At 61.1% G+C, this 25,161-nt stretch carries 23 protein-coding genes, 1 tRNA gene and 1 pseudogene; 8 read left to right on the top strand and 17 right to left on the bottom strand.

Features of this window, described 5'->3' with window-relative positions; translation table 11 throughout:
* Positions 1-237: pseudogene (locus tag BN3659_RS13330) on the bottom strand (winged helix-turn-helix transcriptional regulator); the annotation flags it as partial.
* A gap of 155 nt (positions 238-392) precedes the next feature.
* On the opposite strand from BN3659_RS13330, the gene BN3659_RS08860 reads away from it, so the two are divergent.
* The gene (locus BN3659_RS08860) at positions 393-920 is read left to right on the top strand and encodes a DJ-1/PfpI family protein (RefSeq protein ID WP_091536310.1); all 528 of its coding nucleotides are present in this window, start codon (positions 393-395) and stop codon (positions 918-920) included.
* A gap of 537 nt (positions 921-1,457) precedes the next feature.
* Here BN3659_RS08860 and BN3659_RS08855 read toward each other — a convergent pair.
* A complete protein-coding gene (locus BN3659_RS08855; protein WP_091536309.1) occupies positions 1,458-2,228 on the bottom strand; it encodes a radical SAM protein in 771 nt (256 codons plus the stop codon).
* A 208-nt stretch (positions 2,229-2,436) separates the two neighbouring features.
* On the opposite strand from BN3659_RS08855, the gene BN3659_RS08850 reads away from it, so the two are divergent.
* Together BN3659_RS08850 and BN3659_RS08845 are read left to right on the top strand one after the other, a co-directional pair.
* Complete coding sequence (locus tag BN3659_RS08850; RefSeq protein WP_091536307.1) at positions 2,437-4,581, top strand: M6 family metalloprotease domain-containing protein; 2,145 nt, start codon at positions 2,437-2,439, stop codon at positions 4,579-4,581.
* A gap of 8 nt (positions 4,582-4,589) precedes the next feature.
* A complete protein-coding gene (locus BN3659_RS08845) occupies positions 4,590-5,015 on the top strand; it encodes a hypothetical protein (RefSeq protein WP_141682546.1) in 426 nt (141 codons plus the stop codon).
* Between the two features lie 382 nt (positions 5,016-5,397).
* On the opposite strand, the gene BN3659_RS08840 is transcribed toward BN3659_RS08845, so the two are convergent.
* Positions 5,398-5,473: transfer RNA gene (locus tag BN3659_RS08840), tRNA-His, on the bottom strand.
* 231 nt (positions 5,474-5,704) lie between these two features.
* Between BN3659_RS08840 and BN3659_RS08835 the strand changes: the two genes are divergently transcribed.
* Both BN3659_RS08835 and groL read left to right on the top strand, forming a co-directional pair.
* A complete protein-coding gene (locus BN3659_RS08835) occupies positions 5,705-5,974 on the top strand; it encodes a co-chaperone GroES (protein ID WP_091536304.1) in 270 nt (89 codons plus the stop codon).
* Between the two features lie 15 nt (positions 5,975-5,989).
* Positions 5,990-7,621, top strand: coding sequence for a chaperonin GroEL (groL, locus tag BN3659_RS08830; RefSeq protein WP_091536302.1), 1,632 nt, complete (start codon positions 5,990-5,992; stop codon positions 7,619-7,621).
* Between the two features lie 235 nt (positions 7,622-7,856).
* Here the strand turns inward: groL and BN3659_RS08825 are convergent, their stop codons facing one another.
* The 9 genes from BN3659_RS08825 to cls all read right to left on the bottom strand — a co-directional run bounded on the left by BN3659_RS08825 (position 7,857) and on the right by cls (position 16,928).
* Positions 7,857-9,149, bottom strand: coding sequence for an anti-sigma factor family protein (locus BN3659_RS08825; RefSeq protein WP_091536301.1), 1,293 nt, complete (start codon positions 9,147-9,149; stop codon positions 7,857-7,859).
* Positions 9,150-9,162: 13 nt separating this feature from the next.
* Positions 9,163-9,723, bottom strand: a complete 561-nt coding sequence (locus BN3659_RS08820; RefSeq protein WP_171847739.1) for an RNA polymerase sigma factor — start codon at positions 9,721-9,723, stop codon at positions 9,163-9,165.
* Between the two features lie 145 nt (positions 9,724-9,868).
* Positions 9,869-10,561, bottom strand: coding sequence for a hypothetical protein (locus tag BN3659_RS08815; RefSeq protein WP_091536297.1), 693 nt, complete (start codon positions 10,559-10,561; stop codon positions 9,869-9,871).
* Positions 10,562-10,660: 99 nt separating this feature from the next.
* Positions 10,661-12,304 (bottom strand): DNA repair protein RecN, encoded by a 1,644-nt coding sequence (gene recN, locus BN3659_RS08810; protein ID WP_091536296.1) that lies wholly within the window; start codon positions 12,302-12,304, stop codon positions 10,661-10,663.
* Positions 12,305-12,318: 14 nt separating this feature from the next.
* The gene (coaBC, locus tag BN3659_RS08805) at positions 12,319-13,524 is read right to left on the bottom strand and encodes a bifunctional phosphopantothenoylcysteine decarboxylase/phosphopantothenate--cysteine ligase CoaBC (RefSeq protein ID WP_091536294.1); all 1,206 of its coding nucleotides are present in this window, start codon (positions 13,522-13,524) and stop codon (positions 12,319-12,321) included.
* Between the two features lie 7 nt (positions 13,525-13,531).
* Complete coding sequence (locus BN3659_RS08800) at positions 13,532-13,864, bottom strand: DNA-directed RNA polymerase subunit omega (protein WP_091536292.1); 333 nt, start codon at positions 13,862-13,864, stop codon at positions 13,532-13,534.
* Position 13,865: 1 nt separating this feature from the next.
* On the bottom strand, positions 13,866-14,693 hold the full coding sequence (locus tag BN3659_RS08795; protein WP_091536291.1) for an outer membrane protein assembly factor BamD: 828 nt from the start codon (positions 14,691-14,693) through the stop codon (positions 13,866-13,868).
* A 138-nt stretch (positions 14,694-14,831) separates the two neighbouring features.
* Entirely contained in the window at positions 14,832-15,446 is a 615-nt protein-coding gene (locus BN3659_RS08790; RefSeq protein WP_091536289.1) for an outer membrane beta-barrel protein, read from the bottom strand.
* A gap of 36 nt (positions 15,447-15,482) precedes the next feature.
* Positions 15,483-16,928: a cardiolipin synthase gene (cls, locus tag BN3659_RS08785; RefSeq protein WP_091536288.1), complete on the bottom strand. Its 1,446-nt coding sequence runs from the start codon at positions 16,926-16,928 to the stop codon at positions 15,483-15,485.
* Between the two features lie 152 nt (positions 16,929-17,080).
* Between cls and greA the strand changes: the two genes are divergently transcribed.
* Positions 17,081-17,557: a transcription elongation factor GreA gene (gene greA / locus BN3659_RS08780; RefSeq protein ID WP_091536286.1), complete on the top strand. Its 477-nt coding sequence runs from the start codon at positions 17,081-17,083 to the stop codon at positions 17,555-17,557.
* A 442-nt stretch (positions 17,558-17,999) separates the two neighbouring features.
* Here greA and BN3659_RS08775 read toward each other — a convergent pair whose 3' ends face one another.
* The gene (locus BN3659_RS08775) at positions 18,000-19,256 is read right to left on the bottom strand and encodes an aspartate kinase (protein ID WP_091536285.1); all 1,257 of its coding nucleotides are present in this window, start codon (positions 19,254-19,256) and stop codon (positions 18,000-18,002) included.
* A complete protein-coding gene (locus tag BN3659_RS08770) occupies positions 19,253-21,490 on the bottom strand; it encodes a prolyl oligopeptidase family serine peptidase (RefSeq protein WP_091536283.1) in 2,238 nt (745 codons plus the stop codon). Before BN3659_RS08770 ends, BN3659_RS08775 begins: the two co-directional genes overlap by 4 nt.
* Positions 21,491-21,680: 190 nt before the next feature.
* Here BN3659_RS08770 and BN3659_RS08765 point away from each other — a divergent pair, with 190 nt between their 5' ends.
* A complete protein-coding gene (locus tag BN3659_RS08765) occupies positions 21,681-22,508 on the top strand; it encodes a 2,3,4,5-tetrahydropyridine-2,6-dicarboxylate N-succinyltransferase (protein ID WP_091536281.1) in 828 nt (275 codons plus the stop codon).
* A gap of 4 nt (positions 22,509-22,512) precedes the next feature.
* Entirely contained in the window at positions 22,513-23,229 is a 717-nt protein-coding gene (locus BN3659_RS08760; RefSeq protein ID WP_091536280.1) for a biotin--[acetyl-CoA-carboxylase] ligase, read from the top strand.
* 212 nt (positions 23,230-23,441) lie between these two features.
* On the opposite strand, the gene BN3659_RS08755 is transcribed toward BN3659_RS08760, so the two are convergent.
* The 3 genes from BN3659_RS08755 to BN3659_RS08745 form a co-directional block, all read right to left on the bottom strand.
* Entirely contained in the window at positions 23,442-24,056 is a 615-nt protein-coding gene (locus BN3659_RS08755) for a DUF5043 domain-containing protein (protein ID WP_091536278.1), read from the bottom strand.
* 108 nt (positions 24,057-24,164) lie between these two features.
* Positions 24,165-24,764, bottom strand: coding sequence for a DUF5043 domain-containing protein (locus BN3659_RS08750; protein ID WP_141682545.1), 600 nt, complete (start codon positions 24,762-24,764; stop codon positions 24,165-24,167).
* Between the two features lie 11 nt (positions 24,765-24,775).
* Positions 24,776-25,161, bottom strand: a 386-nt coding sequence (locus tag BN3659_RS08745; protein ID WP_216092800.1) for a hypothetical protein, incomplete at its 5' end; no start/stop codon positions are given.

The raw sequence follows: 25,161 nt of genomic DNA, 5'->3' as shown, positions 1-25,161 counted from the left end.
CTTCGGCATAGACCGGGGCGGGGAGGCGACCGTCCCGTTCACTTCGGACATACGGAGCGCTGCCGCGAACATCCGGTGCGAAATGGCTTCCACGCTCCGCCGAAACTCGCTGAAGCGCATCGCGCCGTCGGGTCCGGAGCGCCGGCAGGAGCGGCTTCGGCCATCCGGCGCCCGATCTGCACGGTACGTCCCGGACGGGGCACATTCCGCGCGGATGAAAATCTTTCGGTTTTCCATTATTTTATTTCTTTGATTTACAGCAGTATTTGCAATACCGAACCGATCCATCCGCGGGAGCCTTCTTGTTTATCCGGTACGATTCGGCTACTTTTGCCGACAGGGACAGCGAACTTACGTTCGACGACCGTCGTATCATTAAAAAAAGAAAAAACATGTCGAAAAAAGCAGCCGTGCTGGCCGTGAATCCCGTGAACGGGATGGGCCTGTTCCAGTATTTGGAAGCATTCTATGAGAACAAAATTCCCTACACGCTCTTCGCCGTGGCGGACGGTCCGGTCATCCGGACCAATTCGGGCGTTGCGCTGACGGCGGACGATGCGATCGCACGCCTCAAGGGCCGCGAGGACGAGTACGATGCGCTTGTCTTTGCATGCGGCGACGCAATGCCGGTCTTCGCACAGCATGCGTCGGAGCCGTGGAACGTCGATTTGATGGAGGTGCTCGGAACGTTCGGACGAAAAGGGAAGATCATGATCGGACATTGCGCCGCCGGAATGATGTTCGACTTCGCGGGAATCGCCGACGGCCGACGGCTGGCCGTCCATCCGCTCGCCAAAGCCGCCGTGCAGAAGGGTACGGCGACGGATGCCCCGTTCGAGATCGACGGCAACTTCTACACCGCACAGGAGGAGCACCGGATTCCCGAACTGATCGGCCGGGTGATCGAAGCGCTGAAATAAGTTCCGCGAATCCGCGGTCGGCGCAGACGTCTGCCGCCGCGGCGCATGGCCTATGTCGGACGGATCGCCCGCACGGGCGGAACGGTGCGTCCACGGTCTTCGGTTCCGGTGGCCTTGCCGGATGCGGAGCTGAGGGCGTCCTGTGCCCCCTCCCGACATCCGGGTCCGGCCGGAATGCGACCGGGCGGGTGTTTCGGCCCCGTCCGGCGACGAGGGGCAGATGAAAAAACGGAGGCTGTCTGACGAGCGCAGACAGCCTCTTTTATGCGTATCGCCGGCCGAACCCCTCTTCGGGCATGCGGTTCGCGGCGGGTGAAAGAGCGGTCGGAGAGCCGCAGCCGTGGAGCTGCAACCCGTTCCGCCCCTTGCCGGGAACGCACGCACCTTCGGCGGAACAGGGAACATCCGACTTCGAGCCGGCGAGCGGTCATTCCGTATGTTGCGTTCCGAACCGGAGGCGGGGAGCAGGCAATGCCGTAATTTCTCTTAGTTTTAAAGAGGCGTCACCTACGGCATGCCCGCTCCCTTACCGCCGGATCAGGCTACGGGACAAGGGATGCCGAGCGCTTCGACCCGCGCAGCGATGCGACGAAGCTCCTCCTTGTCCACTTTTTCGAGCGTCTGGCAGGGCGTATCGCGGTCGAGCGAGTAGACCATCACCTTCGAAGGACGGATCCGCGCGATGAGTTCCAGCCATGCCGCGACCTCCTCTTCGGTGGTGTTGTCGATCGTGCGGCCGTTGCATTCGCCTCGCAGGAACATGGTCTGTACGATCAGACGTCCGTCGAAAAGCTGCATGTTGCGCACGGTCTCGGCTACGGTATAACTTCCCATGGGATTGTTCATCAGGCGCACCGTTTCGTCGAATGCCGAGTCGAGTTTGAGGATGTTGTTGTCGACGCGCATGAGCGCGCGGCGCACCTCTTCGCGGCCGATCTGCGTGGCGTTGCTCAGCACGGAGACCTTCGCCGTCGGGCAGAGCGCGTCGCGCAGGGCGAGCGTGTCGCCGATGATGGCTTCGAACTCGGGATGCATCGTGGGTTCTCCGTTGCCTGCGAAGGTGATGACGTTGGGCGGCGTGCCGTCGGCGACCATGCGCCGCAGCGTCTCTTCCAGCAGACGCGCCACGTCGGCGCGGGCATTGAAACGGCGGCGCCCCGGATGTTCGGCATTCCAGCCGCATTCGCAGTAGATGCAGTCGAACGAACAGAGCTTCGACTCGGTGGGCAGCAGGTTGACGCCCAGCGAAAGCCCCAGCCGGCGCGAGTGCACGGGACCGAAAATGATGTCGTGGTAGAGTGAAGTCATAGGACAAAGTTAACCATATTCCGCCAAATGCAATGCGATGCGCGGATTTTTTTGTCGGAAAGGTTGCCGGAAACGAAACCGGCCGGTTGTTAAATCTTTGGTTCGAAGGCGGCGGGATTCGAAAAAAATCGGAGAAACGTGCGGTGTTTAGTTAATTTTGTATATATTTGGAGTCGGGTTCTTGTCGAACCGGTGAAAACATTGATTTATGATTGGGAAAAATTATTTGATCGCGGCGTTTGCCGCCGTGCTGATCGGAGGTGTGTGGAGTGTGTCGGCCGTGCCGGCTTATCCCCGTCCGGTCGTGTACACGCTCAGCGACGGAACACAGATTACGGTGCGCGTCGTGGGCGATGAATTCCACCATTATGTGCTCTCCGAAGACGGGTATACGCTGACCGGCGGCGAGGACGGCGACTACTATTATGCGACCCTCGCTCCCGACGGGACGCTCGTGCCGACATCGGTGAAGGCGCGGCCCGTCTCGATGCTCACCCGCAGCGAGGCCGCCGAAATCTCGTCGTTGCAGCGTGGGCTCAGACCCGCTGCGAACAACAATCCGCTGTTGCAGCGCCCCAGACCCGTCCCCGTGAGAGTGCCTGCCGCGGCGGCCGCTTCGGGCAATTTGCCGGCACCTCCCGGGCGGATCTCCTCATCCATAACGACCGGTAAGCTCCGTTCGCTGGTCATTTTGGTCGAGACGAGCGATAAATCGTTCACCACGCCTACCCCGCAGCAGGCTTTCTCGGCGCTGCTCAACGAGCAGGGATACAGCCGCAACGGAGCGCTCGGCAGCGCGTGGGACTATTATAACGACAATTCGAACGGCCGCTTCGACCCCGACTTCGTGGTGATAGGACCCTATAAGGTATCGAACAAGGCTTCGTACTATGCGGGCAGCAGCGGATCGGACCGGGTGCCCGAGCTCGTGGTCGAAGCCTGCGAACTGGCCGATAAGGACGGAGTGGACTTTTCGCAGTTCGCCGATAACGGGGTGATTCGGGATATTTTCATCTTCTATGCCGGATACAACCAAGCCGAAGGGGCGGCGAACACCATTTGGCCCCACCGCTGGTTCGTGGATGCGTTCACCAAGTACAAGGATGTCCGTTTCGACGGCGTGCAGCTCGTCGGATACGCCTGTTCGTCGGAGTTGAAAGGGGTCAGCGGCGCGACGATGGCCGGAATCGGCGCTTTCTGCCATGAATTCGGTCATGTACTCGGCTGGCCCGACTTCTACGATACGGATTACGAAGGCTCCGGCGGCAGGGCGGACGGATTCGAAAATTACTCGCTGATGGATGCCGGCAGCTACAATTACAACAGTATGGCGCCGCCCGCGCTGACCATGCTCGAACGCTGGATGGTCGGCTGGGCCGAGCCGGAGCTCCTCGCCGAAGCGGGCGAATATACGCTCTCGCCCGTGTGGGAGGATAAGGGGTATCTGGTGCCTACGGGAACCAACGACGACTATTTTCTGATCGAGGCCCGGGCGCTCGGCGGATTCAAGTGGGACAATTATATCGACGATTACTACGGCAATGTGGACGGCAGCAAGGGTCTGTTCGTAATGCATATCGACAATACGGACCAGTACCGCAGCGCGTGGATCGACAATACGCTCAATGTCAATCCCGATCACGAGTGCGCCAAGATCGTGCGCTCCGTACCCGGCAAGTCTTCGGCGATGACGCCTTCGCGCACGTTTTTCCCGGGGGCCGAGAATGTCGTAACCCTGACTTCGACCAGCAACAGGGACTATCTCTCGTGGAGCGGCAGCGAACCCAAATTGTCGTTTACCGGCATCGTCGTCGGTGAGGATGCCGTCAAAATGCGTGCACGCACGCGGACGGCTGGCGGGGAAACCGACTACGGACTCCTCGTGCGCTTCAATCAGTTCGATGCCCTGCTTACGTGGGACGATTCGCAGGCGGATAAATGGAACGTGAAGTGTACCTCGCTGAGCGACGGCAAATCCAGCGAAACGGAGGCGGACGGAGGGGTGCTCTATCTGGACAACCTCATGCCTGCGACGACATACGAACTGACGCTTACGCCGGCCGGCGGCGAGGAAGTGAAGGCGCAGATCTACGAATTCACGACGCTGGCCATCGAAGAGAACCGGGCGGCTGCCATCAACCTTTCGCAATCCGAGTACGATTCGAACGAGTATGTGGCGTTGGGCATCCGCAACTACGCGGGAACGCCGGAGCGGGTGGAGTGGTATGTGAACGACGAACTCTTGGAGGAGCATTATACGAAATTGCCTGCGGGCGAACACCGGCTCGTCGCTGCGGTCGTTGCGCAGGACGGAACGAAAGAGTACCTTATCAAATATATCACCGTTAAATAGTCGATCGGATGAAACTTTTGAAATATATGATTGCCGTTCTGCTGCTGGGCGCTGTGTCCTGCGCAGAAGACGAAACGAGCGATTCCGTGCTGGCCGGTCAGCGCGAGGCGCTGCTGGCCGAAACGGATATGGGCATTTATGTCAACGGCAGCGCCGCGCTGCGGTTCGATAAAAAAACGCATCAGGCGAGCGTCGCCCCGTCGACATACCGGTTCCGGATCATGGATGACGCCGGCATGCAGTATGTCGAGATCGTGCTCGGAGGAATGCCGCAGGAAAGCAAGGCCGTGTCGGGCGAACTTACCAGCGTCGGTTTCAAACTTTCGGACAAGAAGATGCAGGATGTCGTGCTGCTGAAGCAGGACGGCGAACGGCTGTGGCTGTGGAGCGATGCGACGCACACGGGGATGATCCTGCCGTGGTGCGAACTGTGATCGGGGCATAAGGGCGCCGAGGCCGGAAAGAGTTCGGACGACGTGTCGTCGACGAGCGCACGGCCGTGTCCGTACCGCTATCACGGTCCGGCCGTGCGGTTCGGCATGCGACCTCCGACCTAAGTCTTGAGGTCTTCTTATTGGTCCTTGCAACGGAACGGGAGAGGTGCAGAATTTCGCTATTCTGCACCTCTCCCGTTTTCGACAGAATCTTCCGGCAAAAACGATCGGGGTGCGGTGCGAGCGGCTCCGGCGGGTATATGCCCGCATCCGGATGCGAAGCGCCGAAACTTGAGCGTGTGGAAGCGGCATGAGAAAACGCCGGACGGATCGGCCGGGGAGGCGTATCGACGAAAAAAGCTCTCCGAAGAGAGCCTTTGCAGGGTGGAAGATGGGACTCGAACCCACGACACCCGGAACCACAATCCGGTGCTCTAACCGACTGAGCTACATCCACCGTTTCGATACGAAAGCCGTATCGGAGTGCAAATGTAATACACTTTTTCGTTCCGCGCAAAAAAAACGGACTAAAAATCTGCTTTATGACAAAATGTCAGTCCGTTTCCGCGTTTTTGGCACATTTGCCTGCCAAAATCCATTTGGCATATCTCTTGTTGGAACAGTAGGTGCAAACGGGAAGAAAATCCCGAAAGATATCTGGATTCAATTTTATAAATATTAGTAGAACTATGAAAGTCAAACCATTATCGGATCGTGTACTGATCCAGCCCAATCCCGCCGAAGAGAAGACCGCCGGCGGCCTCATCATCCCCGACACCGCCAAGGAGAAACCGCTGGCAGGCAAAGTGATCGCCGTAGGACCCGGAACTTCGGAAGTGAAGATGGAAGTCAAGGTAGGCGACGAGGTGCTCTACGGCAAATATGCCGGACAGGAGATTTCGATCGACGGAACCGACTACCTGATTATGAAGCAAAACGATATTCTGGCAATCATCTAAAATACGTGAAAAGTCATGGCAAAAGAGATCAAATATAACGTTGAGGCGCGCGAACTGCTCAAGGAGGGTGTCGACGCGCTGTCGAATGCAGTGAAGGTAACGCTCGGCCCCAAAGGCCGCAACGTCATCATCGACAAGAAATACGGCGCCCCCCAGATCACCAAGGACGGCGTTACGGTAGCCAAGGAGGTCGAGCTGGAGGATTCGTTCGCCAACATGGGCGCCCAGATGGTCAAGGAGGTGGCATCGAAGACCAACGACGACGCCGGCGACGGCACCACGACGGCTACGGTGCTCGCGCAGTCGATCATCGGCGTGGGCCTCAAGAATGTTACGGCGGGCGCCAATCCGATGGACCTCAAGCGGGGTATCGACAAGGCTGTGGCCGTGGTCGTGGAATCGCTCAAGAAGCAGAGTCAGACCGTCGGCAACGACATCGCCAAGATCGAGCAGGTGGCCTCTATTTCGGCTAACAACGACCACAACATCGGCAAGCTGATCGCCGAAGCGATGGCTAAGGTCAACAAGGAGGGCGTCATCACCGTCGAGGAGGCCAAAGGCACGGAGACCCACGTGGAGGTGGTCGAAGGCATGCAGTTCGACCGCGGTTACATTTCGGCCTACTTCATCACCGACGCCGAGAAGATGGAGGCGCAGCTCGAAAAGCCCTATATCCTCATCACGGACAAGAAGATCTCGACGATGAAGGAGCTGATGGGCGTGCTGGAGCCGGTGGCTCAGAGCGGGCGTGCGCTGCTGATCATCGCGGAGGATGTGGACGGCGAGGCTCTGTCGGCGCTCGTAGTCAACAAGCTGCGCGGCACGCTGAAGATCGCCGCCTGCAAGGCCCCGGGCTTCGGCGACCGCCGCAAGGAGATGCTCGAAGACATCGCCGTGCTGACGGGCGGTACGGTCATTTCGACCGACAAGGGCATGAAGATCGAGGATGCCAACCTCTCGATGCTCGGTACGGCCGACAAGGTAACGCTCAACAAGGAGAATACGACCATCGTGGACGGTGCGGGTCAGAAGGAGGCCATCGCCGCACGTGTGGCCCAGATCCGCGCCTCGATCGAGAAGGCGACCTCCGATTACGACAAGGAGAAGCTGCAGGAGCGGCTGGCCAAACTCGCAGGCGGCGTGGCCGTGCTGTACGTGGGTGCCGCGACCGAGGTCGAGATGAAGGAGAAGAAGGACCGTGTGGACGATGCGCTGGCAGCCACCCGTGCTGCGGTCGAGGAGGGTATCGTTCCGGGCGGCGGCGTGGCTTACATCCGTGCGACGGCAGCCCTCGAAGGTCTGAAGGGCGACAACGAAGACCAGACGACCGGTATCCAGATCATCAAGCGTGCGATCGAAGAGCCGTTGCGTCAGATCGTGGCCAATGCCGGCGGCGAAGGCTCGGTAGTGGTCAACAAGGTGCGCGAAGGCAAGGACGCCTTCGGTTACAACGCCCGCGACGACAAATACGAAGATCTGTTTAAAGCGGGTATCATCGACCCGACGAAGGTGTCGCGCGTCGCGCTGGAGAACGCCGCGTCGATCGCGTCGATGTTCCTCACGACGGAGTGCGTGCTGGCCGAGAAGAAATCGGAGCAGCCCGCCATGCCCCCGATGCCCGCAGGCGGCATGGGCGGAATGATGTAATCCGCCGGATCCGTGCATACGAAGAAGAGGCTGTCTGCAAGTCGCAGACAGCCTCTTCTCTATTCGTACTTGCTATTCGGGTGTTTTCCCCGACAGACGAATTCTCGAAAGGTCGAGAAAACTATCCGACAGCTTCTTTCGTTCGCACGGCTTTCGGGACCTCTGCCGAGCATGCGATTCTTCGTGAGGCGTAAATCCGCCGGAGATCCTCATGCCTGCCAATAGGCCGATGCGGTCAGATGCCGCCGTCGACGATCCAACTGCCCGAGGGATTGTCGTTGCGCAATGCGAGCCGCAGTTGCCGGGTCGATCCGTCGGGCATCCGGAATACGCACGGAACGAAATAACCCGGATAGGCGCCCGAACGGAACGGTGCGCCGACTTCGAAATCGGCGGCCCCTTCGTAGTCTTTGCGCAACATGCCGCGGAGTTTCGCTCCGTAGAAGGAGAAGGCTTCGTCGATGATCGCTTCGTCCCACACGGTCATGGCCTGCAGAATCCGTCGGGCAGCCTCTTCCGCCGTTATGCCGGCGAGCTTCTCGCCCGCGAGAGGCTGTGTACGGTCGAGCCATGCGATCCCAGCCGGAGGCGTCGTGAGCTGCACGGTGTCGATCGGCAGGTCGTAGTCGATGCGGTCGGTTTCGAGCAGCGTCCGCTCGCCCGCGCCGGTCAGCGCTACGATGCGGGCTTTCAACAGATGGCCGCTCTTCCGGTCGAAGAGGTATTCGCGTCGGGTATTGCTCTGGGTGATCGAGCTGTTCAGCATATAGCGGCTCTCGCTGAAATCGCCTCGGGCAGGCGCCGTAACGTTCAGTCGGATCGTATCGCGTTCTTCCGTGAGGGTATAGGTGCCGCCCGCTATTTCGGCGGCGCGCTCTTCCGTAGCGAACAGCATGCGGGGATCGAGCAGCATTCCCAGCTCTTCGAGTACACAGGTTCCGGCGGGCAGTTCCAGCCCCTCCTGCAACGAGGGTTGCCAGAGCAGCGTGCGCCGTCCGTCGAAGAGGGCTTTGCGATCGGGTTTTTCCACGCGCCAGCGAAGCACCGGGGCGTAGACCGCTTGAACGACGTGGGGGACGAACTCCCCTTCGGGATCGGTGAAGCTGAAGTTCTCCTGCGGTTGCGTGCGTATGCGCAGCTCCATGCGGAGTGTGCGGGCCTTGTCGAGAGCCGCTGCGGCATTGCGGAAGCATCCGCGGGCGGCCTGCGCGGGGGTGCGGAAACCCGGAAGGAGGATCAGTGCGACGATCGCCGCGGCACTGAGCGTCGCCGTAACGATTCGGAGCGTCCGCCGCCGGCTCCGGCGGTTGCGCTCGGCACGGGAAAGAGTGCCGAGCAGCCGTTCGCGGAATCCGTCGCTCGGTCGGACGCGGCATCGCGGAGTTACGGCATCGAGCGTGCGTCGCGCCGCTTCGTATTCGGCGGTGCAGACAGGGCATTGGGCGAGGTGCCGTTTCATATCATCGGACAAATCGGCGGAACCGTCGAGCAGTTCCGGAATACGGGTTTGAAAATCGGTGCATTTCATGATTACGGTGGTTTTAGAGGTGGAATTTTTTTTCGTCAGTTTCTCGTCTCGGCAGAACCCGGACTGCGTTCGGCTCTGCACCCGGCTTATCGAAAACATTCAACGAATGCCTCAGTCGGTCGATACCGTATCGGAAGCGCGACTTGACGGTCGAGACCGGACGATCGAGCAGCTCGGCGATCTCCGTGAAGCGAAGCGCACCGGCAGTGTGCAGACGGATGACATCGGCCTGCTCCTCGGGCAATTCGCGGAGGAGTGCCTCGATGCGCTCGTACTCTTCGCGGGCGTCGTACTCATCGTCGACCGTTTCGATGCGCCGGTCGAGAGGCCGCAGGCGGGTTTTGCGATGCAGCAGGTCGCAGCATCCGTTGGCCACCGTACGGAAGAGGTAGGCTTTCGGATTGGCGATGCGCGTAAGATCGCACGACGCGAGCCGGAGGTAGGCCTCCTGCACCACGTCCTCGGCATCGGCTTGCGACCCGATGCGAAAGAACGCGAAGCGGAAGAGCTGTTCGTGATGGCTGTCGACGAGTCGTCCGAGCAGTTCCGACGAACTTTCTGGAGTTTCTTTCATGGTCGTTTCATTTTTTTGAAAAACGCGTTTACCACTAAGACGCGGAACCGGCGGAAAAAGACGTAATCGGGTCGGAAAAAATCGCATGCTGCATCTCGGGACGAAGCTGGCTTCCGTCCCGAAGTTGCGGCCGGCGGGCGACGGTTCACTTGCGCGAGGCGACCGCCGCGACGGAGAGCAGGATGCCGAGCGCTACGCCCAGCAGGGCGGCGAAGAGCACCTGATATTGCGCCGAGAGCAGGAAGGTGATGGTATGAGCCGGAATCCAGAAGAACGGGATCGTCTTCTTGAAGACGAAATTCCATTGCACGTCCCAGTTGAGCGACGCGAAGATGCGCGCCATCGGGATCGGCCTCACGAGCGCACGGAGCGAACCGCCGTTTTCGAGGATGTGGGTGTCGGTGATTTTATGCAGCGTCATGAAGACGGGGCCGAAGGTGGTGTTCATCGCCGTGCTGATGAGGAAGGCGCCCAGCAGCTTGAGCGGCGTGAATCCGCCCTGCATGGCCGCGGGAATATCCCCGAGGCCGAGCCCTTGGGCATAGACGGGGACGCCGGTCGAGAATACCTTCATGGCCGAGGCGATCCACATGCCGAGCACACCCCACACCGCGGCGCGGGGCAGGATGCCGAATCCGGGCTGGCCGTACGATCCGGTCTTGATGCGAAGTCCGATGCACTCGCCGGCGGTGCTCAGCAGTGCGAACTTGAGGAAAGCCAGCAGATAGGGATGTGCGGCGTTGAGCGCCGTGTAGCTCGCGTAGACATCCGGGAACAGAAAAAAGGGCGCCAGCAGAAGAGCGGCGACGGCGAGAAAGAGGAGGTCCTTAAGTTTCATGGTTTTTCGGGTTTCGTCGGTTGGGATCGGGTTCGTCTGCGGGGCGGGGGCGTTCGTCCGTTCTCCGGGTGCCGTGCAGGCGCGCTCCGGTGCGGCCCGTCATCGGCCGAGCAGGATGCGTGCCTGTTCGAGTGCGGCCGGCGTGAGTTCGCTGCCGGAGAGCATCTTGGCGATCTCCGTAACGCGCTCCTCGGGCGTGAGACGTGCGATGCGGGTTTCGCCGTCGCGCTTGTAGACGACGAAATGGGTGTCGCCTTTCGATGCGACCTGCGGCAGGTGGGTGATGTCGACGACCTGCATCGCGGCGGCCAACGAACAGATGATCTCGCCCATGGCGTCGGCAATGCGGCCCGAAACGCCCGTGTCGATCTCGTCGAAGAGGATCGTGGGCAGCTGCATCCGTTCGGCCAGCAGCGCCTTGAGCGCCAGCATCACGCGCGACAGTTCGCCGCCCGAGGCGATCCGCTCCACGGGCTGGGGGGCGGTGTTGCGGTTCGCGGTGAAAAGGAACGAGACGCTGTCGCGCCCCGTGCGGGCGAGGGGGCCGCTGTCGTCCAGTCCGACGCGGAAAACGGTGTCGGCCATGCCCAGCCGTGAAAGCGTGGCGAGGATCCGTTTTTCGAAAGCCGGAGCCGCCTTTCGGCGGGCGTCGTGCAGCTGGGCTGCCAGAGCCTCTGCCTGCCCGGAGGCTTCGGAGAGGCGCTTTTCGAGCGCCGCGATCCGCTCGTCGCCGCGGACGATCGAAGCCAGCCGCGCGGCATAGCGGTCGCGCAGGGCGATGAGCTCCGGAAGCCCCTCCGCACGGTGTTTCTGTTCGAGCGTATAGATCGTGTTGAGCCGTTCGCCGACCTTCCGGAGCCGTTCGGGATCGGCATCGAGCCGTTCGCTGTCGGCGGCGGCCGAGGCCCCGAGGTCTTTCAGCTCTTCGATCACCGAGCGGATGCGTGCCGCGGCCTCGGCCCCCTGCGGGTACGTGCCGCGCAGATGCAGCAGAGAGGTCTCGACCGTTTTCAGCCGGCTCAGCACCCCGACCTCCTCGGCATCGAGCGCATTGCGCAGCCCGGCGAGCGCTTCGCCGATCTCTTCGGCGTGTTCGAGCACGGCGAGCTCCGCTTCGAGCTCCGCCTGCTCCCCTTCGCGCAGGTCGGCGTCCGTCAGCTCCTCAACCTGATAGCGGAGCCACTCCTCGTCCTTGCGACTGTTCCCGGCTTCGTTCCTCAGAACGGTCAGTTCCCGCCTCAGATTGGTCAGTTCGGCGTATTGCTTCTCGTATCGTCCGAGCAGGGCGGCATTGCCCGCGAACGTATCGAGTGCCGAGGTGCGGAACTCTTCCGACGAGAGAATGAAGTTCCGGTGCTGGGAGTGGATGTCGAGCAGCCGGCTGCCGAACTCGCGCAGCTGCGCGAGCTGCACGGGAATATCTCCGATGAAGGCGCGGCTCTTGCCCGCGGGGGTGATGATCCGCCGCACGGCGCACAGATCGGCGTAGTCGAGGTCGTTCGTGTCGAAGAAGGACTCCATGCCGCGTCCCGCGAGGTCGAAAAGCCCATCGATCACGCAGTTGCGGGTCGCATCCTTGAGGGTCGCGCCGTCGTTCTTGTTGCCCAGCAAAAGGCCGAGCGCACCCAGCAGGATGGACTTTCCGGCTCCCGTTTCGCCCGTGATGATGTTCAGATGCGGGTCGAGCTCCATTTCGAGCCGGTCGATCAAGGCGTAATTTTCGACGGAAAGACGGCGTAACATAGCATCTTATGGTGTTAATTTTCGGATAGCAGCGTTTCGATTTTGTCGGCGATACGGGCCGCGACCTCGTGTTTGGAGAGCAGAGGCAGCTCTTCGCGGCCCGAGCGGTCGATGAGCGTTACCTTGTTGGTATCGCCGCGGAATCCTGCCCCCGCGTCCCTCAGCGAGTTGAGCACCACGAAGTCGAAGCGCTTCTTTTCGAGTTTGACCCGGGCGTGCGCCTCTTCGTCGTGGGTTTCGAGGGCGAAGCCGACGAGCAGCCGCCCCTGCTTGCGGGCGCCCAGCTCTGCCGCGATGTCCTTCGTGCGCCGCAAGCGGAGGAAAAGTTCTCCGTCACCCTTTTTGATTTTGCAGTCGGAGACCGCGTCGGGGGTGTAGTCCGCCACGGCGGCGCACATCACCGCACCGTCGGCCCCGGCGAACGCTTCGACCGAGGCGCGGTACATCTCTTCGGCCGACAGCACCTCCACGCGCCGCACGCCCGCAGGCGCCGGCAGCGTCGTGCGTCCGCTCACGAGCGTAACTTCGGCGCCCCGCGCGGCCAGTTCGCCCGCGACGGCATAGCCCATCTTGCCCGTCGAGTGGTTCGAGATGAACCGCACGGGGTCGATGGCCTCGATCGTGGCCCCTGCCGTTACGAGGAATCGTTTACCGGCTAAACGCTTTTTTTTTTCGGGATTCGTCAGAAGTGCGTCCAGCTCGCGGACGATGGCATCGGGTTCGGCCATGCGGCCTTTGCCCGTGAGGCCGCTGGCCAATTCGCCTTCGGCGGGCTCGACGATGCGCACGCCGCGGCTGCCGAGCGTTCGCAGATTCTCCTGCGTGGACGGATGGGCATACATGTCCAGATCCATCGCCGGAGCCACGGCCACGGGACAGCGGGCCGACAGATAGGCGGCGAGCAGCAGGTTGTCGGCGATGCCGTGGGCCATCTTCGCCAGCGTGTTGGCCGTCGCCGGAGCGACGACGAGGCAGTCGGCCCACTCGCCGAGCGACACATGGGAGTTCCACGCGCCGTTCTCGGGGTCGAAGAACTCGACCAGAATCGGACGCTTGGAGAGCGTGGCCATCGTAAGCGGGGTGATGAACTGCTTGGACAGCGGCGTCATCAGGACCTGCACCTCGGCTCCGGCCGTCTTCAGCAGACGGCAGAGCGCCGCCGACTTGTAGGCGGCGATGCTGCCCGTGATGCCCAGCAAAATGTGTTTCCCCTGCAACATGGGCGGATCAGGCCTCCTTGTCCTCTTTCCGCTTGCCGTCCTTCCAGAAGAGCTCGCCGTCGAGGAACTCCTCCGTGGCGATGATCGCCGGTTTGGGCAAGCGCTCGTAGTAACGCGAAATCTCGATTTGCTCGCGGTTTTCGAAGGTCTCCTCCATGGTGTCGGTGGGCGACGAGAAATCGGCGAGCTTGCGGTTGAGTTCGGTTTTGAGCTCCGTGGCGATCTGGTTGGCGCGACGTGCGATGATGTTCACGCTCTCGTAGACGTTGCCCGTCTCGCGGTCCAGATCCGCCAGTTTGCGGGTGATGGTGTTGTTCGGGATGTTTTTCTTGATTTCCATCTTATTCTATTGCTGTGTTCTCTTCCTTGGCGTTCTTGGCGAGGTAGTCCTTGGCGTGCTGCGTGAGCCGGTCGAGCTCCTTGCGGTGCGTCGACTCGGGATACTCCTCGACGAACGAGTAGTAGGAGTCGAGCGCCGAAAGATAGCGGTCGGTCTGCTTGTCGGAGACCGAGTTGTCCGCCAGCTTGTAGCCGGATAACGCGATCAGATACATGATCTCCTCGCGGTGATTGCTCTCGGGGTACTCCTTCAGCGCGTTGCGCAACGCGACGATCGCCGATTTGTAGCGTCCGATCTTGTAGTAGGTGTAGGCGTTGTAGTAGGCTTTGTCGTACTGCCGCTGGAGCAGTTCGGCGTCGATTTCGCGGAAAGCGGGGACCCGTTCGCTCTGCGGGTAGCGCGAGATGAACTCGTTGATCGCTACGCGGGCCCGTCCGGTCATGGTCTGGTCGCGCGTGGGGGCCGGGGCGATGTGGTAGAAACAGAGGGCGTACATGCCTTCGGCGTCTTCGATGAAGACGCTGCGTCCGTAGCGGCGGCGGAACTGGTCCAGCAGTTCGGCCGCGGTGTTGTAGTCGTGGACTTTGAATTTGCAGCGGGCGTTGAAGAAGGCGATGCTGTCCTCGCGCGGCGTGCCGTTGTAGATGTTGCCGATCCCTTCGAAGAGCGTCGAGGCCCGCGACCATTTGCCCGCGTCGTAGTACTCCAACGCCTTGTCGTAAACCAGCTCGGGATCGCCGCTCCGGAGAATGCCGGTGAGGCCCCCGCAGCCTGCCGGGATCAGCAGCGCGACGGCGCCGCACGCGGCGTATAGTTTCGCTCTCTTCATCGAAAATTTTACAGCGCTTTAGTGCGCAAAGTTACGCATTATTTAACGATCTCGCAAATAAATTTATTGCGGCGCCTGTCCGGCTGCGAAAACGCGAACGCCGCGCCGGAAGAGGTGCGGAGCGGGCGTGTGCCGCGGTCAGAAAAACAGGCCGATGGAGCCGCCGTAGAGGATGTTGCGTCCGATCCCGACACGTTGCGGCTCCGCGCCGGCGAGGGTGAAGGTGTTCCATGTGCGCCCCTGCGGATGGAGCGTAATGCGGAAATCGAGGAAGAAACTGCGGATTTGGACGCCCAGACCGCCGGTCAGCGCTACGTCGCCGTCGTTGAACTTGACCCGGAAGATCCCGGGCGCCGAGCTGCGCTGGCTGTTCGTCGCTCGGAAGACCGCGCCCCCGAACAGGCGGAGCACCTTGGCGAATCGGAAGCCCAGTTCGACCGGGATTTCGAGCCGTTCGGCCCGTATGCGCACGTCGTGCACGGCCCCGCCGCGCAGGCGGTAGGCGTAGTTGGCGAAGACGTAGTCGGTTTCGGCTTGCAGATGGAAGCGGCGCGAGAGGTCGTACCGGAAGACCAGCCCCACGTCGAATCCCGCACGTGCGCCGCCCCGCGACACGTAGGTGTCGCCGATCCGGACGGTCGAAAACCGGTAATCCGACGTGTTCATGCCGGCGCGCACGCCGAGCCGGAGACGCTGTGCGGAAGCGGCGCCGGACAGGACCAGCGCCGCGAAGAGCAGGAGACAGTGCTTCATGGTGCGTAACGTATGTCAAACGGTTGCGGCGGAGTTTCACATGAGAGGGGCCGCGAGCCGCAGCAGGTTGCCCAGCGTGCGCCGCCACAGGGGGCGGTTCCGCCAGTCGGTGCGGCCGATCCGCACGCACCGCCCGAGGTCGCGGTCGAACGTCGCGGCGAGCTCGCGCACGACGGCGCGCCCGTAGAGGAAGGCCGTAACCTCGAGGTTGTCCTGCAGGCTGCGGTAGTCCATGTTGGCCGTGCCGACCGAGGCGGTGTCGTCGTCCGCGACGAGCACCTTGGCGTGCAGAAACCCGTTGTCGTAGCGGTAGAGTTCGACGCCTGCATCGAGCAGATCGTCCACATACGACTCCGACACGAGATCCGTCAGCGGCGAGTCGCTGCACGCGGGGATCATCACCGCCACGCGCACGCCGCTGTGCGCGGCGATGCGGATCGCATCGAGGACGACGGGCGGCGGCATGAAGTAGGGCGACGAGAGCCTGACCGTATGCTTGGCGCGGACGATGGCCGCGGCGAAGGCTTCGGCGAGCGTGTGCCGTGCGGGACCTTCCTCGGACCATGCGATCTGGATCGGGAGCCGCCCAGCGATCCGGTGCGGTGCGAACAGGCCCGAAGGGTCGGCTATGCGGCCGCCCGAACGCTCCCAATCGGCGATGAAGAGCCGTTGCAGATCGGCCACGGCGTCGCCTTCGATCCGCAGATGCTCGTCGCGCCATCGGCCCATGCAATTTCCGTCGAGGTAGTATTTCGCAATATTGATGCCACCCAGAAAGGCCGTCTTCCCATCCGTAACGACTATTTTCCGGTGGTTGCGCCGGTCGGCCCGCGGAGTGAACCACGGGAAGCGGATGGGAGCATAGGGACGCACCTCGACGCCGGCCCGGCGGAGCCGGTCGAGGGCTTTCCGGCTCAGGCCGCGCGATCCGAACGCATCGTAGATCACGCGCACCTCGACGCCGGCACGGGCCTTGCGCATGAGGATCTCGGCGATCGTGCGTCCGATGCGGTCGTCGCGGAAGATGTAGTACTCCATGTGGATCGACCGGGAGGCGCGCTGAAGCGAGGCGATGAGCGACGAGAAGGCGTTGTTTCCGTTGTGGAGCAGTTCGACGCGGTTGTGCAGCCGCACATCCGTGCCGCAGTTGCGGGCGATGAGCCGCCGGAGCCGCCCGACCGGCGCGGAGCGTGTCCGCTCCGGCGCGGCCGCATCGGGAGCCGTCCGCGGGCGGACGCCCGTTTCGGACGACGCACCCGACGGGGCGGCGGAAGCGGCCGGCGGCGGCACGGGCTCGGCCGCGTGCGGACCGGCATGCCAGCCGGCCAGCACGTAGAGCAGCGAGCCGACTGCGGGCAGCAGCGCTACCAGCAGCAGCCACACCCCGGCCGACGCCGGATTGCGCGTGCGGCGCGTGATGACCACGGCGGCTGCGGCCGTCCATGCGAGGTGGACGGCGACGAGCGGAAGGAAGACGGACATGCCCCGATGCGCGGCACGCTTCGTGCCAAAAAAAGATTTGGAAAATCGGATTTAACTTTCTACCTTTGTGATACGGATACGATGGGGTTCTGACCTTCACGGGTTGGAATTCTTATTTTTTTCTGTTTCATCGCAGGAAATTACTTAAAATTATGGCAAAAGAGATTATTTATCTGACGGCTGAGGGGTACAAGAAGCTCAAGGACGAACTGGATCATATGCGTTCGGTGGAGCGCCCGGCCATCTCGGCGGCGATCGCCGAGGCCCGCGACAAGGGCGATCTTTCGGAAAATGCGGAGTACGACGCCGCACGCGAGGCACAGGGACTGCTGGAGATGCGCATCGCCAAGATGGAGGATACGCTGGCCAATGCCCGCGTGATCGACGAATCGAAGATCGACAAAAGCAAAGTGCAGATATTGAGCAAGGTAACGCTGCTCAACCACAACAATAACAAACAGATGGTCTATACCATCGTCGCCGAGCACGAAGCCAATCTCCGCGAGGGCAAGCTGGCGATCGGCACCCCGATCGCCAAAGCGCTGCTGGGCAAGAAAAAGGGCGATCACGTGGATGTCGAAGTGCCGGCCGGTACGCTGCATTTCGAAATTCTCGACATTTCGATCTGAGGGGGCTCTGCCGAAACCGAAAAAATGGAGGCTGTCTGAAGATTTTAGACAGCCTCTTTCGTTCGTACCGCTCCGGAAGCTCATCCGGACGCGCGATCCGCTGCGAGGAGAAACTTGCCGGACGGTCTCTTCCGCATCTGTCCCGCGTCGCAGGCAGAACCGCATGCCGCTCCGCGGCGCTCTTGGCGGGCGTTCCGCCCCACGGTCGCATTCGCACGTCCGTGCGCACCGACGGCTGCGGCGCCTCTTTGGCGCCTCGGTTCGTTCGGGGAGCGCACTTCGTCCCCCCCCCTTCGATCGCAGGGAAAGCAGGTGCGGCCTTTTTCGATGGGTGGGCGCCGACCGTAAGGAGTCTTTCTCCGGATTCGCCCCTCGACCTGCGGTCGGCGGAACTCCGTGCGGCGGGCGGGGTATCGCGTTCCGCACACCCGGTCCGGCCCCGCTACCGCTTGCGGACGAGGCGGACCGTGGACTGGGTCGTCTGGCGGATGAAGACTTTCGGACCGATTTGGGCGTATTTGAGGAAGAGCGGTTCCGTGTAGCCGCGGATGGTCAGCAACTCCATGTCCACGGCTTTCATCACATCGAACCCCGCCTCGCGCAGGGCTGCGACCGCCTTGTCGATATGCCACGTGTCGTCCACGCAGAGGCTCAGGTTCACGGCCGAGTTATGCACCAGATTCGTCTTGATACGGTAGCGCTCCAGCAGCGAGAAAATCGTCCCGAGCTTCTCCTCCAGCACGAACGAGAAGTCGCGCGAGCGAATCGTCAGCAGCACTTGCCCTTTCTTCAGGATGAGGATGGGCACCTCCACGGGCGCCGACACGCCCCGGATGACGGTTCCCGGCTTGCGTTTGTCGCCGAACGGGCGCACGTAGAGCGGGATATTCTTGTTTTGCAGCGGTTTGATCGTCTTGGGGTGGATGATCTGAGCGCCGCTGTAAGCCAGCTCGATCGTATCGAGGTAATTCAGCTCGGGGATCTGCACGGCATCGGGAAAGGTCTTGGGGTCGGCGTTCATCACCCCGTCCACGTCCTTCCACACCGACATCGACTCCGCATCGAGGATGTGGGCCACGACGGCTGCCGAGTAGTCCGAACCTTCGCGGCCGAGGGTCGCGGTCGTACCGTCGGGAGCGCCCCCGATGAAACCCTGCCCCACGAAGACGCTGCCGCCCGCGTCGGCCAGAGCGGCTTTGAGCCGCGGAGCCGAAGCCTCGATATCTACGCCCGCATCCTTGTGGCGCTGCTCCGTGAGGAAACAGCGGCGCATGTCGATCCAGCGGTTCGGCGTGCCGGCGAACGCGAGGTACTCGGAGATGATCGAGGTCGAGACCAGCTCGCCGTAGGCGACGATGGCATCGTACCAGAGTTCGGCATCGCGGGGATCGTAGTCCGTTTCGGCGGCGATGCGGGTCAGTTCGTCGAAGAGCGCCTCCACGCGGTCGAGCTTCGTCGGACCGTGCCAGAGATCTTCGACGATCCGGGCATGGTACTCGCGCAGTTCGGCGATCCGCTCCGCCGCTGCGGCGCGGTCGCCCTGTCGGAGCCCTTCGAATACTCGTTCGAGGGCGTTCGTCGTCTTGCCCATCGCCGAAACGATGATGAACAGGTCGCGTTCGCCGCCGATGATCTTTTGCAGATTGCGCACTCCGTCGGCATTCCGCACCGAGGCGCCTCCGAATTTATAGACTTTCATAGTTCTGATCGTTGGATTGTATCGGTTATCGTCTCTCCGTTTTTCGGAGCGGGCCGCCGCGGGCCGGAGTTCCGGCCGCATGCGCGGGTTCGGTCCGTCCGCGAATCCTCGCACCGCAGGGTACGGGAGGGGACGCCCGGCGGTGTGTCCGACCGTTCGGGCGGCGCGTCCGAGCGGTCGGGGTCGTAGGGCGTCCCCGTGTTCTGGAAGAGGAACGAGTAGACGTCCGCGGTTTCGGCAATCCGCTTCGCGGTCGGCTTGCCGGCGCCGTGCCCCGCGTCGCGTTCGATGCGGATCAGGACGGGCGCGCGGCCTCCCTGACAGTGCTGCATCCGGGCCGCGAACTTGAACGAGTGGGCCGGCACCACACGGTCGTCGCGGTCGGCCGTGGTCAGGAGCGTCGCCGGATAGGCGACGCCCTCGCGGAGGTTGTGCAGCGGAGAGTAGGCGTAGAGCCACCCGAACTGTTCCTCGCATTCGCTCGTGCCGTACTCCACGGCCCAGCCCCAGCCGACGGTGAAACGGTGGTAGCGGAGCATGTCCATCACGCCCACGGCCGGCAGACAGACGGCGAAGAGGTCGGGGCGCTGCGCCTCGCAGGCCCCGACGAGCAGCCCGCCGTTCGAGCCGCCGGCGATGGCGAGCTTCGCGGGCGAAGTGTATCCCTGCGCGACGAGCCATTCGGCCGCGGCGATGAAGTCGTCGAAGACCCGCTGTTTGTCGCCCAGCATGCCGGCCTTGTGCCACCGTTCGCCGTACTCGGCGCCGCCGCGCAGGTTGGCCACGCAATAGACGGCCCCCTGCTCCATCAGAAGCAGGGCCGAGGGGTTGAAATTCGGCGTGAGACTGATCCCGAAACCGCCGTAGCCGTACAGATAGCAGAGGTTCGAACCGTCCCGCACGAGGTCCCTGCGATGCGAGACGAACATCGGGACGAGCGTGCCGTCCTTCGAGGGATAGAAGACCTGTTCGGTCGTATAGAGCGACGGATCGAACCGGAGCGGCGGTGTCTCGTCCGCCTCCGATTCGCCCGTGGCGAGCGTATAGCGGCAGTTGACCGGCGGGGTGAGGAAGTCGGTGTAGGAGTACCACACCTCCGCGGCGGCGTCCTTGCCGGCGAATCCCGAGACGGTGCCGCGGCCCGGCAGGGCTATCTCGCGGACCGGACGGCCGGTCGAGTCGTATTGGAACACCCTGCTCCGGACCTCTTCGAGATAGGTGGCGATCAGATAGCCTCCGACGGCGGCAACGCTTTCGAGCGGGCGGTCCTTCTGTGCGATCACGACCTCGTCGTGCGCGGGATCGTCGGGAGCGATCCGGCGCAGCGTCCTGTTCGCAGCGTCGCGGTCGGTGAGGTAGTAGAGGAACCCGTCCCTGCAATCGACGGGTTCGAAGTCGGCGTCGAAGCCCGCCAGCAATACGCGCAGCGGGGCGTCCGGCTCGGAGACCCTGCGGCACAGGATTTCGTTGCCCGACGTGCCCTCCGACGCGACGACGAAGAGCCAGCCCCCCTTCTCCCATGCGCTGAAGTAGCGCAGCGGATGCTCCTTGTCCTCGTAGACGAGCCGGTCGGCGCTCTGCGGCGTGCCGAGCGCATGATAGCAGATTTTCTGGTGCCGGTTCCGGGCCGAGTAGCGTCCCGCCGTCTGCGGGGCGTCGTAGGCGCTGTAATAGAATCCCCGAGAATCGCCGGCCCACGAGGCGCCCGAGAATTTGACCCATTCGATCCGATCGTCCGTCGGCGTCTTGTCGGCGGTGCGCAGCACGCGGATCTCCGCCCAATCCGAACCCGATTCGGAGAGGGTGTAGGCGCAATAGGCGTCGTCCTCGGAGAAACGCACCGTTCCGAGCGCCACGGTCCCCTGCGCGGAGAGGGTGTTGGGATCGAGAAACACCTCCGCCTCGCCGCCTTCGACGGGCTTGCGGAGAAGGACGGGCTGGTTTTGCAATCCGTCGTTGCAAAAGCAATAGTCGAAGCGGCCATGACGTTCGGGAATTCCTTTTTTCGGATAGTCCCACAGTTCCGCGAGGCGTCGGCGGATCGCTTCGCGGAAGGGAATCCGCGAAAGGTAGTCCTCCGTTACGGCATTCTCGGCCGCGACCCACGCCGCCGTCGCCTCCGACGCATCGTCTTCGAGCCAGCGGTAGGGGTCCGGAACCTCGGTGCCGAAATAGTTGTCCGTCGCCGTGCCCCGCTCGGCCGCGGGGTAAGGCCGGTGTTCGATGCTCTTCATAGTTGGTTGCGGCCGACACGCGCGCCGGCGAATCCGCAGACGGCCGGCACGTGAACGGTTCGTGCCTCCGCGCCCGTCCGCAAGGCCGTATCGGTACAAAGTTAGGAAAAAGTTGGCGGTTTATCCCGCGGGTCCCGAAGTTTTTCCGTAACTTTGGACGCACCGAAAGGAACCGACAACGATCGAGAGTATGTATAAGGAACTGAAAAACACCGTGGAGCGTGCGTGGGACGACCGCTCGCTGCTGTCGAGCGACGAAGTGCGTGCGGCCCTGAGGGCCGTGGTCGACGAAGTGGACAAGGGGCGTCTGCGCACGGCACGGCCCGTCGATGCGGAGCAGAGTCTCTGGCAGGTGAACGAATGGGTGAAAAAGGCGATCATCCTCTATTTTCCCACGCAGCAGATGCGCACGATGCGCGCCGGCGAACTGGAGTGGTACGACAAGATGGAGCTCAAGCACGACTACGAGACGCTGGGCGTGAGGGCCGTGCCCCATGCCGTCGCCCGCTACGGCGCCTACATCGCGCCGGGTGCGATCCTGATGCCCTCCTACGTCAACATCGGTGCCTATGTCGACACGGGAACGATGGTGGACACGTGGGCCACGGTGGGTTCCTGTGCGCAGATCGGCCGCAACGTCCATCTCTCGGGAGGCGTGGGGATCGGCGGCGTGCTCGAACCGGTGCAGGCCGCGCCGGTGATCGTCGAAGACAACTGTTTCATCGGCTCGCGGTCGATCGTGGTCGAAGGGGCGCACGTCTGCCGCGAGGCGGTGCTCGGCTCGAATACGGTCATCACCGGATCGACGCACATCATCGACGTAACGGGCCCGGAACCCGTTACCTATAAAGGGTATGTGCCGGCACGTTCGGTGGTCGTTCCGGGCAGCTACAAAAAACGGTTCCCCGCCGGCGAATACGACGTAACCTGCGCGCTCATTATCGGCCGCCGCAAAGAGTCCACCGACAAGAAAACCTCGCTGAACGACGCTCTGCGCGATTTCGGCGTAACAGCCTGATGCCATGATCCATCACATCGACCTTACCGCGTCGACCAACGACGATGCGCGCGATCCGCAGTACCGCCACGGGGATGTCGTCTGGGCCGAAGAGCAGACCGCCGGACGCGGTCAGCGCGGTCATGTATGGAGCAGCCCGAAGGGGGAGAATCTGACCTTTTCGGTCGTGCTCGAACCGACGTTCCTGCCTGCGAACGAACAGTTTTTGCTCTCGGAGGCCGTGGCGCTCGCGCTGACCGACACCTTTGCGGCGCACGGCATCGACACCCGCATCAAATGGACCAACGACATCTATGCGGGCGACCGTAAGCTCGTGGGCATTCTGATCGAACACAACCTCTCCGGCGGGACGTTGTCGCGTTCGGTCGCGGGCATCGGCATCAACGTCAACCAGTCGGCGTTCGATCCCGCGCTGCCCAATCCCGTGTCGATGGCGCAGCTTCGGGGGCGCTATTTCGACCGTGCGACCCTGCTGAATGCCTATCTCGAATCTCTGAACAGACGCTACGCGCAGCTCGAAGCGGGAGACAAGGATGGGTTGCAGCGGGACTATCGCATGCGTCTCTACCGTCTGGGCGAGGAGCACCCGTACCGTTTCCCGGACGGTACGACGGCTCCGGCAGTCATGGAGGGAGTGCGCCCGTCGGGTGCGCTGATTCTGCGGCACGAAGACGGGGCGGTGCGCGAGTATCTTTTCAAGGAGGTGGAGTTCGTGCTCTGATGCCGCGCCGTGCGAAAGGCCGCAAAAAGCCGACCGTCTCGGACGAGTCGACCTTCAAGTACGCCTGACGGCAGCGGACCGTGTTGCGGAATCCGGAGGGGCTGTCTGACAAGTTTCTTCAACGCTCTGAGAATTGCGTATTCGGAAAAGTTCCCGAATAGCATACGAATAAAAAAAGGGGTGTCTGAGATTTGTTGGAGAGCCCTTTTCCGTTATGGGCCCTTTTGCGATGCGGGCTTCGTGTATGGTCCGGGAGTTTCGGAGTCGTAGTCGATCGGCAGGTCTGGAAATTGGAGCTGGCTGGAGGCATGAAGAAACTTGAATTTTTTGGCATATTCGTTGGTCTCCCATTTGATATGCTTTCGGATATTCTTTTCCAGCTGCGCATATTTTTCGGGCGGAATCCGAGCCAATTCGGGATTCAGGCGGGCATTGAGAATGAAGGATATTTCGAGGACATTTCCCTGTCCGTCTATCGCATAGAATACTCTGAATCCGGATTTTTTCGCTTCGGACAGGCGTTCGTATTCCGCTTTGGAGAAGGTCTCTTTCAGCGCCTTCTTCATCAGTTCCAAGTCGAAAGAAGCCCGCGCGCTCAAATAATCGACATTATTGGCTCCCGGGTCGACCTCCGTGCCGTCCAGATACTGCCAGTTCTCGTTGACTAAATGGTTCGAAGCGTTGCTGAGGTTGAAAATCTCCATTCGTTTTCGGACGTTGAACGTGATTCCGTCGGCCGTGATGCGGGTGCCGTCATGGTAATATTCCTGTGCGCTTGCTTGAACCGCAAGCAACGAAACGCTCAGGAAAATTGCTGTTTTTTTCATTATTCGCACTGAATTCGTTTCAATCGTACCGGCAATCTCCCGAAGCAAAAGATGCCGTGCGCGTCGTCCCGCCCTTCGGTGTTTGCTGATTTTCTATTTTCGCTTCCGCTACGATACGGGCTTGACGTACACGCCCGGAGAGGTGGTGCCGTAGTCGATCTGAATTTTCGAGAAATCGACGAATTTGCTCAAATGCATATACCTGAATTTTTTAGCATATTCGTTAGCTTCGATCTTCACGTACTTCTTGATATTCTTTTCGAGCAGCGCATATTTGGCAGGCGGAATCTGCAGAAAAATCGGGGCTTCGTAAATATCCATCATAAATTCCAGTTCCTCGATAACATCATCGCTGATAACTAAATAAATCTCGAATTTCGGCTCTCGAACCTGTGTTAATTTTTGATATTCTGCTTTTGTGAACGTTTCTTTGAATGCTTTTTTCAATGTTTCCGGATCGATCTTCACTTCGGCATTCAAATAGTCGTTGTCTTCGTCCGATTCGATTTTACGGCCATCTTTGTAAGTCCACGTTCCGTGAATCAACTGATTGGAGGCATTATTCAGTGTAAAAACGAATGGGTCTAATGTTACGGTATAGGTTATTCCGCCCGAATAGACCGACACACCATTTTTGTAATAATCCTGCGCTTTGCACATAAAAGTGCATATACTCAACAAAAGTATGGATAATACTATTTTTTTCATGATTATTATTTTTAACAATTTTCTAAAAGTTTAGAAAGATAATCTATATCTATATCACCTGAAAAGGTTAAATCTCGGTACCCTTTTATATTGCTCAGTTCAATGAAGGCCATGTAGTATCCATCATTGAAATATTCGGCTCCCGCTTCAGTCCAAATTGCATGGGCTTTTACGACAGCAGCCATTCGCTTGAAAGATAAACTGTAATTTTTCCCGAGTTGTCTTTCGAGCCCTTCTGCCTTCCCGACTCTTCGTCTGTACATATACCATCCCAATTTGGCTTCGATTTCGCAATTCATCTGTCGGGCATATATATCCCGCCCCATCACCTGATATTGATAGGCATGCAGGAGTTCTTCCATCAGAATCACATCGTGTATGTCGTGTTTGCGAGGGT

Source organism: Alistipes sp. CHKCI003 (assembly GCF_900021155.1).
Classification (GTDB): Bacteria; Bacteroidota; Bacteroidia; order Bacteroidales; family Rikenellaceae; genus Alistipes; species Alistipes excrementavium.
This window is presented reverse-complemented; position numbering and strand designations above follow the sequence as displayed.

Coding starts and splice junctions, on each gene's coding strand:
- BN3659_RS08850 (WP_091536307.1), top strand. CDS start 2,437: ATGATTGGGAAAAATTATTTGATCGCGGCGTTTGCCGCCGTGCTGATC.
- BN3659_RS08800 (WP_091536292.1), bottom strand. CDS start 13,864: ATGGAAATCAAGAAAAACATCCCGAACAACACCATCACCCGCAAACTG.
- BN3659_RS08860 (WP_091536310.1), top strand. CDS start 393: ATGTCGAAAAAAGCAGCCGTGCTGGCCGTGAATCCCGTGAACGGGATG.
- BN3659_RS08765 (WP_091536281.1), top strand. CDS start 21,681: ATGTATAAGGAACTGAAAAACACCGTGGAGCGTGCGTGGGACGACCGC.
- BN3659_RS08775 (WP_091536285.1), bottom strand. CDS start 19,256: ATGAAAGTCTATAAATTCGGAGGCGCCTCGGTGCGGAATGCCGACGGA.
- BN3659_RS08795 (WP_091536291.1), bottom strand. CDS start 14,693: ATGAAGAGAGCGAAACTATACGCCGCGTGCGGCGCCGTCGCGCTGCTG.
- BN3659_RS08750 (WP_141682545.1), bottom strand. CDS start 24,764: ATGAAAAAAATAGTATTATCCATACTTTTGTTGAGTATATGCACTTTT.
- BN3659_RS08760 (WP_091536280.1), top strand. CDS start 22,513: ATGATCCATCACATCGACCTTACCGCGTCGACCAACGACGATGCGCGC.
- BN3659_RS08755 (WP_091536278.1), bottom strand. CDS start 24,056: ATGAAAAAAACAGCAATTTTCCTGAGCGTTTCGTTGCTTGCGGTTCAA.
- BN3659_RS08820 (WP_171847739.1), bottom strand. CDS start 9,723: ATGAAAGAAACTCCAGAAAGTTCGTCGGAACTGCTCGGACGACTCGTC.
- recN (WP_091536296.1), bottom strand. CDS start 12,304: ATGTTACGCCGTCTTTCCGTCGAAAATTACGCCTTGATCGACCGGCTC.
- cls (WP_091536288.1), bottom strand. CDS start 16,928: ATGTCCGTCTTCCTTCCGCTCGTCGCCGTCCACCTCGCATGGACGGCC.
- BN3659_RS08825 (WP_091536301.1), bottom strand. CDS start 9,149: ATGAAATGCACCGATTTTCAAACCCGTATTCCGGAACTGCTCGACGGT.
- BN3659_RS08835 (WP_091536304.1), top strand. CDS start 5,705: ATGAAAGTCAAACCATTATCGGATCGTGTACTGATCCAGCCCAATCCC.
- greA (WP_091536286.1), top strand. CDS start 17,081: ATGGCAAAAGAGATTATTTATCTGACGGCTGAGGGGTACAAGAAGCTC.
- BN3659_RS08855 (WP_091536309.1), bottom strand. CDS start 2,228: ATGACTTCACTCTACCACGACATCATTTTCGGTCCCGTGCACTCGCGC.
- BN3659_RS08845 (WP_141682546.1), top strand. CDS start 4,590: ATGAAACTTTTGAAATATATGATTGCCGTTCTGCTGCTGGGCGCTGTG.
- coaBC (WP_091536294.1), bottom strand. CDS start 13,524: ATGTTGCAGGGGAAACACATTTTGCTGGGCATCACGGGCAGCATCGCC.
- groL (WP_091536302.1), top strand. CDS start 5,990: ATGGCAAAAGAGATCAAATATAACGTTGAGGCGCGCGAACTGCTCAAG.
- BN3659_RS08815 (WP_091536297.1), bottom strand. CDS start 10,561: ATGAAACTTAAGGACCTCCTCTTTCTCGCCGTCGCCGCTCTTCTGCTG.
- BN3659_RS08790 (WP_091536289.1), bottom strand. CDS start 15,446: ATGAAGCACTGTCTCCTGCTCTTCGCGGCGCTGGTCCTGTCCGGCGCC.
- BN3659_RS08770 (WP_091536283.1), bottom strand. CDS start 21,490: ATGAAGAGCATCGAACACCGGCCTTACCCCGCGGCCGAGCGGGGCACG.